12 protein-coding genes are annotated in these 11,914 nt (G+C 66.6%); 4 read left to right on the top strand and 8 right to left on the bottom strand.

The features are described from left to right. Window positions 1-17: 17 nt before the first annotated feature. The 7 genes from H536_RS0111460 to H536_RS0111425 all read right to left on the bottom strand — a co-directional run bounded on the left by H536_RS0111460 (window position 18) and on the right by H536_RS0111425 (window position 6,259). Complete coding sequence (locus H536_RS0111460; protein ID WP_024350602.1) at window positions 18-869, bottom strand: phosphatidate cytidylyltransferase; 852 nt, start codon at window positions 867-869, stop codon at window positions 18-20. 4 nt (window positions 870-873) lie between these two features. Further along, window positions 874-1,614, bottom strand: a complete 741-nt coding sequence (locus H536_RS0111455; RefSeq protein ID WP_024350601.1) for an isoprenyl transferase — start codon at window positions 1,612-1,614, stop codon at window positions 874-876. Window positions 1,615-1,649: 35 nt separating this feature from the next. Then, window positions 1,650-2,207 carry a ribosome recycling factor gene (frr, locus tag H536_RS0111450; protein ID WP_029703112.1) on the bottom strand — a complete coding sequence of 186 codons (558 nt, stop codon included), beginning with the start codon at window positions 2,205-2,207 and terminating at the stop codon, window positions 1,650-1,652. Window positions 2,208-2,244: 37 nt separating this feature from the next. Continuing rightward, window positions 2,245-2,964 carry a UMP kinase gene (gene pyrH, locus H536_RS0111445; protein WP_024350599.1) on the bottom strand — a complete coding sequence of 240 codons (720 nt, stop codon included), beginning with the start codon at window positions 2,962-2,964 and terminating at the stop codon, window positions 2,245-2,247. Between the two features lie 255 nt (window positions 2,965-3,219). Continuing rightward, on the bottom strand, window positions 3,220-4,146 hold the full coding sequence (gene tsf / locus H536_RS0111440) for a translation elongation factor Ts (RefSeq protein ID WP_024350598.1): 927 nt from the start codon (window positions 4,144-4,146) through the stop codon (window positions 3,220-3,222). A gap of 141 nt (window positions 4,147-4,287) precedes the next feature. Further along, complete coding sequence (gene rpsB, locus H536_RS0111430; protein ID WP_024350597.1) at window positions 4,288-5,121, bottom strand: 30S ribosomal protein S2; 834 nt, start codon at window positions 5,119-5,121, stop codon at window positions 4,288-4,290. Between the two features lie 211 nt (window positions 5,122-5,332). Further along, window positions 5,333-6,259, bottom strand: a complete 927-nt coding sequence (locus tag H536_RS0111425) for an EipB family protein (RefSeq protein WP_024350596.1) — start codon at window positions 6,257-6,259, stop codon at window positions 5,333-5,335. Between the two features lie 138 nt (window positions 6,260-6,397). Between H536_RS0111425 and H536_RS0111420 the strand changes: the two genes are divergently transcribed. The 4 genes from H536_RS0111420 (at window position 6,398) to H536_RS0111405 (ending at window position 9,363) form a co-directional block, all read left to right on the top strand. After that, window positions 6,398-6,865 (top strand): RidA family protein, encoded by a 468-nt coding sequence (locus H536_RS0111420; protein ID WP_024350595.1) that lies wholly within the window; start codon window positions 6,398-6,400, stop codon window positions 6,863-6,865. Between the two features lies 1 nt (window position 6,866). Next, entirely contained in the window at window positions 6,867-7,595 is a 729-nt protein-coding gene (locus H536_RS0111415) for a glycerophosphodiester phosphodiesterase family protein (RefSeq protein ID WP_024350594.1), read from the top strand. 38 nt (window positions 7,596-7,633) lie between these two features. After that, window positions 7,634-8,863, top strand: coding sequence for a GNAT family N-acetyltransferase (locus H536_RS0111410; protein ID WP_024350593.1), 1,230 nt, complete (start codon window positions 7,634-7,636; stop codon window positions 8,861-8,863). 77 nt (window positions 8,864-8,940) lie between these two features. Continuing rightward, window positions 8,941-9,363 carry an HIT family protein gene (locus H536_RS0111405; RefSeq protein ID WP_024350592.1) on the top strand — a complete coding sequence of 141 codons (423 nt, stop codon included), beginning with the start codon at window positions 8,941-8,943 and terminating at the stop codon, window positions 9,361-9,363. An 83-nt stretch (window positions 9,364-9,446) separates the two neighbouring features. Here the strand turns inward: H536_RS0111405 and clpA are convergent, their stop codons facing one another. Then, window positions 9,447-11,912: an ATP-dependent Clp protease ATP-binding subunit ClpA gene (gene clpA / locus H536_RS0111400; protein ID WP_024350591.1), complete on the bottom strand. Its 2,466-nt coding sequence runs from the start codon at window positions 11,910-11,912 to the stop codon at window positions 9,447-9,449. Between the last annotated feature and the right edge of the window lie 2 nt (window positions 11,913-11,914).

Below are 11,914 nucleotides of genomic sequence, written 5' to 3'. Positions count from 1 at the left end.
CGCTGCAATCGATGCGCTCAGAGGGCAAATATGCCACGGGCCGGTTCGCCGAATCCGGCGATTGCCACGCCGACGGCCCAGGTCACGGCCATCGCCACGACGAGGGCGTCGATACGGTCCATCAGTCCGCCATGGCCGGGAATGAGACGGCCCGAATCCTTCACGCCGAAACGCCGCTTGATCCAGGATTCGAACAGGTCGCCCGCCTGCCCGACCACCGACAGGACCGCCGCCAGGACGATGATGAAGGCCCCGACCTCGCCGCTGACGAAATGGGCATAGACCGCACCGAGGATCGTTCCGGCCAGGAGGCCCCCGGCCGCCCCCGACAGCGTCTTCTTCGGCGACACCGCCGGCAGCAGCTTCGGTCCGCCCAGCGTGCGGCCGGTGAAATAGGCGAAGATGTCCGTCGACCACACGACGACGATGATGAATCCGAGCGTCGCAAGGCCGGCAGGATCGGAGCCGCGCAGCATGCCGGGCGCCAGCGCCGCGGCGCCCGCGTAGAACAGGCCCCAATGCACCCAGCGCGCGCTGCGCTCGTCACGGTCCGTCGCGGCGATGAAGATCATCGCCGCACCGACGATCGCCACCGCCAGCAGGCCGAGATCGAAGACCAGCGCGACGACGGCGACGATCAGGGCACCGCGGGCAAAGTGGTAGATCGGCCGGACGCGCTTGGCGCGGGTCATGCGGGCCCATTCGTCGAAGACGATGATGCCGGTGAGCGCGCACAGCACCCGGAACGGCCAGCCGCCGATGGCGGTCAGGGCGATGACGATGATGCCGAGGATCAGCGCGGAGATGACGCGTGACTTCAGGTCGGACCAGCTGCCGGCGAGAAAGAACCGTCGAAGTTCCAGGCCCATCAGATCAGGAAGCGATTTCGCGCGACAACCCGCCGTAGCGACGATCCCGGCTGAAATAATCGGCGATGGCCTCCTCGAACGCCTTGCGGTCGAAATCGGGCCATAGGCACGGCAGGAAGACGAATTCCGAATAGGCCGCCTGCCAGAGCAGGAAATTCGACAGGCGCAGCTCGCCGCTGGTGCGGATGATCAGGTCGGGATCGGGAATGCCGGCGGTGTCCAAGTGCTCGTCGAGATACTCGGCGGTCAGCCCCTCGAGTTCGACCTCGCCCGCCGCGTATTTGGCGGCGACGCGGCGCATGGCCCGGGCGACCTCGTCGCGGGCGCCGTAATTGAAGGCGACCACCAGGGTCTGGCGCTGGTTGTCGCGCGTCAGGTTCTCGGCTTCCTCGAGCAGCGCGCGGATATCCGACGACAGGTTCTCGCGCTCGCCGATCACCCGGACGCGCACGCCCTCCTTGTGCAGTTCGGCGAGGTCGCGGCGGATGAAGTGCTTCAACAGCCCCATCAGCTCCTCGACCTCGGCCTCGGGGCGACGCCAGTTCTCCGAGGAGAAGGCGAACAGGGTCAGATACTGGATGCCGAGCTCGCCCGCCGCGCGGACCGCCTCGCGCACGGCCTCGACGCCCCGACGGTGCCCCATGCTGCGCGGCAGGCCGCGGGCATTCGCCCAGCGACCATTGCCGTCCATGATGATGGCGACGTGTTGGAGATCCCGCACCGTATCAGCCCTTCCCTCGATCATTCCGCCGCGACGACGAGGTCGACGCCCATGGCAGGCTAGACCTGCATGATTTCCGCTTCCTTGACGGCAAGCGCCGAGTCGATCTCGGCGATCGTCTCGTCGGTCATCTTCTGGACGCGGTCCGACTGCTGACGGCTCTCGTCCTGACCGATATCGCCGTCCTTTTCCAGTTTTTTCAAGGTTTCCATGCCGTCGCGCCGCACATGCCGGACCGCGACCTTGGCGCCCTCGGCATACTGGTGCGCCACCTTGACCAGTTCCTTGCGGCGCTGCTCGTTCAGCTCCGGCAGGGGAATGCGCAGCGTCGCGCCGTCGGTGATCGGGTTCAGGCCGAGATTGCTCTCGCGGATCGCGCGCTCGACCTTGCCCACCATCTGCTTGTCCCAGACGGTGACGGTGACCATGCGCGGCTCCGGCACCGAGACGTTGGCCACCTGGTTGAGCGGCATCTTCGAGCCGTAGGCGTCGACATAGATCGGATCGAGCAGGCTCGGCGAGGCGCGGCCGGTGCGAAGGCCCGTCAGGTCGCCCTTCAGGCTGGCGATGGCGCCATCCATGCGGCGCTTCAGTTCGTTCAGATCCATGTCGGCCATGATGTCCTCTTTTCGGCTCTCGACTGCGCGGACGCAGTTATTCGGTAACGATCGTCGCCCGGCCGCCGCCGGACAGGATCTTGGCGAACTCGCCCTTCTCGTGGATCGAGAAGACGACGATCGGGATGTCGTTCTCGCGCGACAGCGCGACGGCCGCCACGTCCATGACGGCCAGGCCCTTCTGCAGGACCTCGTCATGGGTCAGCGTGTCGTAGCGCACCGCGTCGGGGTGCTTCTTGGGATCGGCGGAATAGATGCCGTCGACCTGGGTGCCCTTGAACAGGGCCGCCGCCCCCATCTCGGCAGCGCGCAGCGCGCCGGCGGAATCGGTGGTGAAGAACGGATTGCCGGTCCCGCCGGCGAAGATGACCACCCGGCCCGCGGCCTGGTGCGCCAGCGCGCTGCGCTGGGAGAAGCTCTCGCAGATCTCGGGCATTGCGATCGCCGAAAGGACGATGGTGTCGACGCCCAGCTTGATCAGCGAGGTGCGCAGGGCCAGCGCGTTGATGACGGTGCCGAGCATTCCCATGTGGTCGCCGGTGACGCGGTCGCCGCCCTTGGAGGCCACCGCCACGCCGCGGAAGATGTTGCCGCCGCCGACGACGACGGAGACCTGGACGCCCAGCCGATGCGCCTCGGCGATGTCGGAGGCGATCCGATCGGCCACCGCGACGTCGATCCCGAAGCCCTGCGACCCCATCAAAGCTTCACCGGACACCTTCAGAAGCACCCGCGGGTATCGTATCTCGGAGGCCATTGCTCACCTTGCCTGCGTCCGGCGGCCCGCCCGTCAAGGCAGCGGCGACGGCAACGACGCCGTGCTGCCGGGAGGGCATCTGCGGACGACGCCGCGCCGGACCGGCGGGCGCATGTGGAAATCCGGCGGCAGGTCGTTCTCGCAAACGCCTGCCACGCTTGGGGGATGCGATACAATAAGGGCGCCCGCTTGTGAAGCGGACGCCCTCGATCGGTCTGTCGTGTCGCCGCCGGACGGGTGTCCGGCGTGCGGGACTTACTTCTTGCCGGCGGCGGCGGCGACTTCGGCTGCGAAGTCGGTCTCTTCCTTCTCGACGCCTTCGCCGAGGGCGAAGCGCACGAAGCCGGTGATCTTGGCCGGCGCGCCGAAGCTACCTTCGGCCTCGGCCAGCGCCTTCTCGACGGTCAGGTCGGGATTGATGACGAAGTTCTGCTTCAGAAGGACGACTTCCTCGTAGAACTTGCGCAGGCGGCCTTCGACCATCTTCTCGATGATGTTCTCCGGCTTGCCCGACTGGCGTGCCGAATCGCTGAAGATCGCCTTCTCGCGCTCGACGGTGGCCGCGTCGACTTCCTCGGCGGTCAGGGCCAGCGGGTTGGTCGCGGCGATGTGCATGGCGACCTGACGGCCGAACTGCGCCAGCGCGGCCTTGTCGCCGGTCGATTCGATCGCGACGAGCACGCCCAGCTTGCCGAGGCCGTCCACGACCTGGTTGTGGATGTAGGACGCCACGACGCCGTCATTGACGGTGAGCATGGCCGAACGGCGCAGGGTCAGGTTCTCGCCGATGGTGCCGATCGTGTCCTTGATCGTGTCGTTGACGCTCTTGGTGCCGCCCGGATAGGCAGCCCCGCCGACCGCCTCGACGCTGCCGTCGGTGGTCAGAGCAACCGATGCGACGTCGCGCACGAGACCCTGGAAGGCGTCGTTGCGGGCGACGAAGTCGGTCTCGGAATTGACTTCGACGACGACGGCCTTGGTGCCCTCGGACGCCGAACCGACGAGACCCTCGGCCGCGGTGCGGCCGGACTTCTTGTCGGCCTTGGCAATGCCCTTGGCGCGCAGCCAGTCGATGGCCTCTTCCATGTTGCCGTCGGTCTCGGACAGCGCGGTCTTGCAGTCCATCATGCCTGCGCCGGTCTTGTCGCGCAGTTCCTTCACCATCGAAGCGGTAATTGCCATTTTTGCCTCTTCAGAAATGATTGGGCGCACCGGCTCGGATGGAACGGGTGCGCCAGAATTGTGACGCCGTGATTACGACGCCGGAGACGGGCGCGGGCGTCGGCCGGGCATCCGCCCGACCGCGCCGTTCGCCGCCTCGCCTCAGGCGGCGGGCGTTGCGTTCTCGGCCGGAGCCTCGGCTGCCGGGGCGTCCGCGGCCGGGGCTTCCTCGGCGACCGGCTCGGCCTCGACGACCTCTTCCACCGGCGCTTCTTCCATCGCACCGACATCCATGCCGGAATCGCCCTGCTGGCGCGCGATGCCGTCGACGGCGGCGCGGGCGATCAGGTCGCAATACAGGGTGATGGCGCGAGCCGCGTCGTCATTGCCCGGGATCGGGTAGTCGATCGGTGCGGGATCGCAGTTCGAATCGACGACGGCGACGATCGGGATGTGCAGGCGCTTGGCTTCCTCGATCGCGATCGACTCCTTGTTGGTGTCGATGATGAAGATCATGTCCGGCACGCCGCCCATGTCCTTGATGCCGCCGAGGGCGCGGTCGAGCTTGTCGCGCTCGCGCTGCAGCGTCAGGCGCTCCTTCTTGGTGAAGCCCTGGGCTTCGCCGGCCAGCATCTCGTCGAGCTTGCGCAGGCGCTGGATCGAGTTGGAGATGGTCTTCCAGTTGGTCAGCATGCCGCCGAGCCAGCGGGCGTTGACGTAGTACTGGGCCGAACGGTTCGCCGCATCGGCGACGATGTCGGATGCCTGGCGCTTGGTGCCGACGAAGAGCACGCGGCCGCCACGGGCCACGGTGTCGGAGACCGCCTGCAGCGCACGATGCAGCAGCGGCACGGTCTGGCCGAGGTCGAGGATGTGAATGTTGTTGCGCGCCCCGAAGATGTAGGACGACATTTTCGGGTTCCAGCGATGCGTCTGGTGACCGAAATGCACGCCTGCCTCGAGCAGCTGGCGCATGGAATAGTCTGGCAATGCCATGGTTTTTTTCCTTTACCGGTTGAGCCTCCACGGAAAAGAAGCGGCCGAATGCCGCCACCGGTGGATCGCGGCGTCGGGACATGCCCGAACGTCGAAACCCGAGTTCCGTGTGTGGAATGGAAGCGCCGATACACCAAAAGCCCACGCGAGGCAACACGGCGACGGCGTTCAGGGTCGATATGGGGATCGTGGGCGCGCGGCGCCAGCCCCGTCAGGGACAGGCGGGTGTGTCCAGAAGATCGAGGCTCGCAAGGCCGCCGGCCAGGCGGTAGCCATCGAAGCTCAGCACCAGGTCGTCCGAGATCCCGTTCTCGTAGAGCGTATAGGCTGTCTCGAAGACCGGCATGCCGTCGGCATCGCTGTCGCTGTCATAGAAGGATTCGCTGATCCGCCAAGAGCGAAGACCCGACAGCTGGCTGGCCGGGGACACCTCGACCGCCATGGGGTTTTCGGCTTCGCCGCGGTCGTCATCGTCGTCGCGCATGTCGCCCTCGGCGGTCTCTGATCGCGTGTCCGCCGCCGGAGCCGCTTCGTCTGCGAGCGGCGCGCGTTCCTCCGCATCCTTGGGTTCTGCCGGGCTGTCCGGTGCCGGCCCGATGATCGCGGTCGTGGACAGGCCCTTTTCCGGTGTCGGGTCGCCATCATAGAGCGGCGACTGGACGATCAGCTCGCCGGCCTCCGCCTTCTCGATCAAAGCCAGCGTATGCTGCATCGGAAAGGCTGCCAGCGGCACGCTCACCGAGCGGCTCTCCGGTTCGACGAAGGCGACATGCGTCTCCTCCGCCGTATTGACGGCGGTGCCCCGCACGACCTGCTGCTCTGTGCCGTCGACCAGCGTCCTTGTCCTGAAGGCGAGCGTTCCGTCCGCGAGGTTTTCCAGCGTCTGGGTCTGCTGGTCGGTGACCACCAGCTCCTGCTCCTGCTGGAACCGCGCCACGAAGCGGTAGTCGATATCGTAGCTGTCGCAATCCGGCCGCGTGATCTCGACCGCTATCCGTGCCTGGGCGTCCACCAGATCGCCGCTGCCGTCCATCGCCAGTTCGTAGGAGGCGCGGTGCGGCGCGATCGTCGCGGCGGCCGCAAGAGCCGGTCCGGCGACAAGGCCGATCGCGAGAGGGGCTACGAGGCTGGCGCGCATGGCGGGACGATCTTTCACTGGGTCTGCGGATGGGCTACGCCTCTGCGGAACGGCGCGTCCGGAACGGGCTTGCGGCCATCTGGCCGGCACAGCCCCTCCCCGGCGCTCCTATCCGTCGAGCTAAAGGAAGACAACAACATGGCCGATACCATCGCAAGCCGCCTCGAAGCCGCCGGCGTCACCCTTCCGGAAGCCGCGGCGCCCGCCGCCAACTACGTGCCGAGCGTCATCTATGGCGGCCTGCTGCAGACCTCGGGCCAGTTGCCCCTCGACGGCGGCAAGCTGGCCGTGTCCGGCAAGCTCGGCGCCGGCGTCTCGCTCGAAGACGGCCAGAAGGCCGCGCGGCTGTGCGCCATCAACATCCTCGCCCAGGCGAAATCGGCCGTCTCCGGCGACTGGAGCCGCCTCGGCCGCCTTCTGAAGCTCACCGTCTTCGTCGCCAGCGACGCCGGCTTCACCGAGCAGCATAAGGTCGCCAACGGCGCGTCGGACTTCCTGGTCGAGATCCTCGGCGAGAACGGCCGCCATTCCCGCTCGGCCGTCGGCGTGCCGGCGCTGCCGATGGATGCCGCCGTCGAGATCGAAGCCTTGTTCGAGGTCGCCTGACATGGTGGCCTTCGATGGCGCGCTCGGCTGGCTGACCGCGAACCCGATCGCCCATCGCGGGCTTCATGACGGCAACAAGACGGTGGCGGAGAATTCGATTCCCGCCGCCGAAGCGGCGATCGCCGCCGGCTTCGCGATCGAATGCGACGTGCAGCTTTCGGCCGACGGCACGCCCTTCATCTTCCACGATCACACGCTGCAACGGCTGACCGGCCGCGAGGCCGATTTTCGCGCGCTGGACGATGAAGCGATCGCCGCCCTGCGGCTCGCCGGCACTGATGCCGTCATCCCGACCGTCGCGGACTTTCTTGCAACGGTCGCCGGGCGCGTGCCGGTGGTCATGGAACTGAAGGGCATCGCGCCGGACGTCGATGCAGAGTATTTCGCCCGCCTGCAGCCGGTTCTCGAATCCTACCGCGGCGAACTGGCCCTGATGTCGTTCGATCCCTGGCTCATCGACCAGATGCTGGCAGCCCGCCCCGGCCGTCCCATCGGGCTGACCGCGACGGGACACACGCCGGACGCCTTCGCCGCCCATCGGCAGGTGTTCGAACGCGGCTGCGATTTCTCTTCCTATGACATCCACCACGTGCCGAACCCGTTCACCGAATGGGTGCGCGGCAAGGGCGCGCCGCTGATCTCCTGGACCGTGCGCACCGAGGCGCAGATCCGCATCAGCCGGGACCATTGCGATCAGATGACCTTCGAAGGCATTGCGCCGCAGCAATGACGCCTTGCGCTGCCGGGGGACCGGCATAAATTCATCGCATGACACGCGAATCCGCCACCGCCCCGACCAGCAGCGAAGAGAGCTTCACGATCCGGGTGGTCGATCGGCTCAGCGCGATCGACGCCGCACGCTGGGACGCGCTGGCCGTGGAGCCCGCGCCGGCGTCTCCCGCTTCTACCGCGACTCCATCGGGCGTCGCCAACCCCTTCGTATCGCACGCCTTTCTTTCCGCGTTGGAGGATAGCGGCTGTGTCGGCGAAGCGACGGGCTGGCTGCCCCAGCATCTGGTTCTGGAAGATCCACAGGGCGCGCCGATCGCAGCCGCCCCAGCCTATCTGAAGGGCCACAGCCAGGGCGAATATGTCTTCGACCAGGGCTGGGCCGACGCCTTCGAGCGGGCCGGCGGTCGCTATTATCCAAAGCTGCAGATGTCGGTGCCCTTTACCCCGGCCACCGGGCCGCGGCTGCTGGTCGGAACCGCACCCGGCACGACGATCCGGCGGCAGGCGCTGGCCGAGGGTGCCAGGACCTATGCGGCCCAGACCGGCGTTTCCTCCGTTCACGCCACCTTCCTCAAGCCCGCGGACCGCGACGTCCTGACCGAGGCCGGCTGGCTGCACCGCACCGACCAGCAGTTCCATTTCCGCAATCGCGGCTATGCGACCTACGAGGAGTTTCTGGAGACGCTGGCGTCGCGCAAGCGCAAGGCGCTGCGCAAGGAGCGCCGCGAGGCGCTGGCCAACGACATCTCCATTTCCTGGCTGACCGGCAGCGACCTCACCGAGGCGGCCTGGGACGCCTTCTACGAATTCTACATGGACACCGGCAGCCGCAAATGGGGCCGGCCCTATCTCAACCGCGCGTTCTTCAGCCTGATCGGCGAGCGCATGGCCGACCAGACGCTGCTCGTCATGGCCTCGCGAAACGGCCGCTACATCGCCGGGGCGCTGAACTTCATCGGCGCCGACACGATCTTCGGCCGCAACTGGGGCTGTATCGAGGACCACCCCTTCCTGCATTTCGAGGTCTGCTACCATCAGGCCATCGACTTCGCGATCGCGCATGGCCTCGGCCTCGTCGAGGCGGGCGCGCAGGGACAGCACAAGCTGGCCCGCGGCTATGAGCCCGTGACCACCCATTCGGCCCACTGGATCGCCCATCCCGGTCTGCGCCGTGCCGTCGACGACTATCTCGACGCCGAGCGCGCCGAAATCGCCCATGTCAGCGACGTCCTGTCCGAGCATACGCCCTACAAGAAGGGTGGCTGACGGCGGGCTCAGCCGTCGACAATCGCGGCAATCTGCCTATCGTCCGGTCTGATTCTGATTGTGAAGGACCGGACACCATGAGCGGCTACGACGACGGCAACATCTTCGCCAAGATCCTGCGCGGCGAGATCCCGAGCCAGAAACTCTACGAGGACGACACGGCGCTGGCGATCATGGACGTGATGCCGGAATCGAAGGGCCATTGCCTCGTCATTCCGAAGGCGCCGTCGCGCAACATCCTCGATGCGTCGGACGAGACGCTCGGCGCGGTGATGCCGGTGGTCGCCAAGCTGGCGCGTGCCGTGAAGAAGGCGTTCGACGCCGACGGCGTCCGCATTGCCCAGTTCAACGAGACCGCCGGCGGGCAGACGGTGTTTCACCTGCATTTCCACGTGCTGCCGGTCTATGCCGGCGTGCCCCTGAAGAAGCATTCCGACGGCATGGCCGATCCGGAGATGCTGGCCGAGCACGCGGCCCTGATCCGCGCCGCCATCGACTGAGTTCGGCCGTGGGGCCCCGGCCCCGCAGCACGATCCGCCACAACGAAGAAGGGCCGCCCCGAGGGCGGCCCTTTCTGTTTCGATCAGCGCGACTTGCGCGGGACCTTGGGAACGGTCCCTGCCCGCTTGGCGGCGGCAGATCCCGTGGAGCCCGCTTCGGGCGCATCACCCGCCGGCTCGTCGTCCTCGATGTCCGAGCCGTCCGGCGCCACCTTGGCGCGCTTCCTGGCTGCGGGCTTCTTGGGCTTCGGCGGCAATTCGTCGGCAATGGCTTCCAGATGCAGCGCCTTGGCGCCGTCCTCGCCGTCGACGACGGACACCTTCACCGTGCCGCCGTTCTTCAGCTTGCCGAAGAGCACTTCGTCGGCCAGCGGCTTCTTGATGTGCTCCTGGATCACCCGGCCCAGCGGCCGCGCGCCCATCGCCTCGTCGTAGCCCTTGTCGGCGAGCCACGTGATCGCGTCCTCCGACAGTTCGAAGGTCACGCCGCGTTCGGACAGCTGCGCCTCGAGCTGCATGACGAACTTCTGGACCACCTGGTGGATGACCGGCGTCGGCAGCGGGCCGAACGGGATCGTCGCATCGAGACGGTTGCGGAATTCCGGCGTGAACAGGCGGTTGATTGCCTCCTCGTCGGCGCCCGTCCGCTTGGAGTGCCCGAAGCCGATCGTCGCCTTGGCCATCTCCGACGCGCCGGCATTGGTCGTCATGATCAGGATGACGTTACGGAAATCGATCTGCTTGCCGTTGTGATCGGTCAGCTTGCCGTGGTCCATCACCTGCAGGAGGATGTTGAACAGATCCGGATGCGCCTTCTCGACCTCGTCCAGCAGCAGCACGCAATGCGGATGCTGGTCGACGCCATCGGTGAGCAGGCCGCCCTGGTCGAAGCCGACATAGCCCGGAGGCGCGCCGATCAGCCGCGAGACGGTGTGCCGCTCCATGTATTCCGACATGTCGAAGCGCAAAAGCTCGACTCCGAGTGCCGCCGCCAGCTGGCGGGCCACCTCGGTCTTGCCGACGCCGGTCGGGCCGGAGAACAGGTACGAGCCGATCGGCTTGTCCGGCTCGCGCAGGCCGGCACGGGCCAGCTTGATCGCCGAGGCAAGGCTGCCGATGGCGGCATCCTGGCCGTAGACGACCCGCTTGAGCTGGGCGTCAAGATGTTCCAGCACCTCGGCATCGTCCTTGGAGACGGCCTTGGGCGGGATCCGCGCCATGGTGGCCACGGTCGCCTCGATCTCCTTGACGCCGATCTGCTTCTTCCGCTTGCCGGCCGCCAGCAGCATCTGCGACGCACCGGTCTCGTCGATCACGTCGATCGCCTTGTCCGGCAGCTTGCGGTCGTTGATGAAGCGGGCCGACAGTTCGACCGCCGACTTGATCGCCTCGTTGGTGTATTTGACCCGGTGGAAATCCTCGAAATAGGGCTTCAGGCCCTTCAGGATCGACACGGCGTCGTCGATGGACGGCTCCTTGACGTCGATCTTCTGGAACCGGCGCACCAGCGCCCGGTCCTTCTCGAAGAACTGCCGGTACTCCTTGTAGGTGGTCGAGCCGATGCAGCGGATCGCGCCGGAAGACAGCGCCGGCTTCAACAGGTTCGACGCGTCCATCGCGCCGCCCGAGGTGGCGCCCGCGCCGATCACCGTGTGGATCTCGTCAATGAACAGGACGGCGCCGGGATATTCCTCGAGCTCCTTCATCACCTGCTTCAGCCGCTCTTCGAAATCGCCGCGATAGCGGGTGCCGGCGAGCAGCGTGCCCATGTCCAGCGCGAAGATCGTCGCATCGGCCAGGACGTCCGGCACGTCGCCTTCGACGACGCGCTTGGCCAGCCCTTCCGCGATCGCCGTCTTGCCGACGCCCGGATCACCCACATAGAGCGGGTTGTTCTTGGACCGGCGGCACAGCACCTGGATCGTGCGGTTGATCTCCTCGGCCCGCCCGATCAGCGGATCGATCTTCCCGTTGCGCGCCTTCTCGTTGAGATTGCTGCAATAGGCCGTGAGCGCATCAGGGGCGTTCTTGCGCTTGCCCTCGTCATCCTGTCCCACTGTCGACTGCTCATCCTCGGCGCCGCGCAGCGGTCTGGTCTCGGAGGCGCCGGGGCGCTTGGAGATTCCGTGCGATATGAAATTCACCGCATCGTAGCGCGTCATCTCCTGTTCCTGCAGGAAATAAGCGGCATGGCTCTCGCGTTCGGCGAAGATTGCCACGAGCACGTTGGCGCCGGTCACCTCTTCGCGGCCGGACGACTGGACATGGATCACCGCACGCTGGATCACCCGATGGAATCCGGCCGTCGGCTTGGAATCCTCGTCATGTCCCGTGACGAGGTTGGAGAGTTCGCTGTCGATGTAGGTCGTCAGATTGCGGCGCAGGATGTCGAGGTCGACACTGCATCCCTGCATCACCGCCGCCGCGTCCTTGTCGTCGAGAAGCGCCAGCAGCAGATGCTCCAGCGTCGCAAATTCCTGTTGCCGGTCGTTTGCGAGCGTCAGGGCCGAGTGCAGCGACTTCTCAAGGCTTTGCGAAAATGTCGGCAAGC

Source organism: Aurantimonas coralicida DSM 14790 (genome assembly GCF_000421645.1).
Taxonomy (GTDB): Bacteria; Pseudomonadota; Alphaproteobacteria; order Rhizobiales; family Rhizobiaceae; genus Aurantimonas; species Aurantimonas coralicida.
This window is presented reverse-complemented; position numbering and strand designations above follow the sequence as displayed.

What these genes read in the sequence shown, in the direction of transcription:
- H536_RS0111455 (WP_024350601.1), bottom strand. Translation starts at nt 1,614, where the DNA reads ATGATCGAGGGAAGGGCTGATACGGTGCGGGATCTCCAACACGTCGCC.
- tsf (WP_024350598.1), bottom strand. Translation starts at nt 4,146, where the DNA reads ATGGCAATTACCGCTTCGATGGTGAAGGAACTGCGCGACAAGACCGGC.
- H536_RS0111405 (WP_024350592.1), top strand. Translation starts at nt 8,941, where the DNA reads ATGAGCGGCTACGACGACGGCAACATCTTCGCCAAGATCCTGCGCGGC.
- pyrH (WP_024350599.1), bottom strand. Translation starts at nt 2,964, where the DNA reads ATGGCCTCCGAGATACGATACCCGCGGGTGCTTCTGAAGGTGTCCGGT.
- H536_RS0111460 (WP_024350602.1), bottom strand. Translation starts at nt 869, where the DNA reads ATGGGCCTGGAACTTCGACGGTTCTTTCTCGCCGGCAGCTGGTCCGAC.
- H536_RS0111425 (WP_024350596.1), bottom strand. Translation starts at nt 6,259, where the DNA reads ATGCGCGCCAGCCTCGTAGCCCCTCTCGCGATCGGCCTTGTCGCCGGA.
- H536_RS0111410 (WP_024350593.1), top strand. Translation starts at nt 7,634, where the DNA reads ATGACACGCGAATCCGCCACCGCCCCGACCAGCAGCGAAGAGAGCTTC.
- H536_RS0111415 (WP_024350594.1), top strand. Translation starts at nt 6,867, where the DNA reads ATGGTGGCCTTCGATGGCGCGCTCGGCTGGCTGACCGCGAACCCGATC.
- frr (WP_029703112.1), bottom strand. Translation starts at nt 2,207, where the DNA reads ATGGCCGACATGGATCTGAACGAACTGAAGCGCCGCATGGATGGCGCC.
- H536_RS0111420 (WP_024350595.1), top strand. Translation starts at nt 6,398, where the DNA reads ATGGCCGATACCATCGCAAGCCGCCTCGAAGCCGCCGGCGTCACCCTT.
- rpsB (WP_024350597.1), bottom strand. Translation starts at nt 5,121, where the DNA reads ATGGCATTGCCAGACTATTCCATGCGCCAGCTGCTCGAGGCAGGCGTG.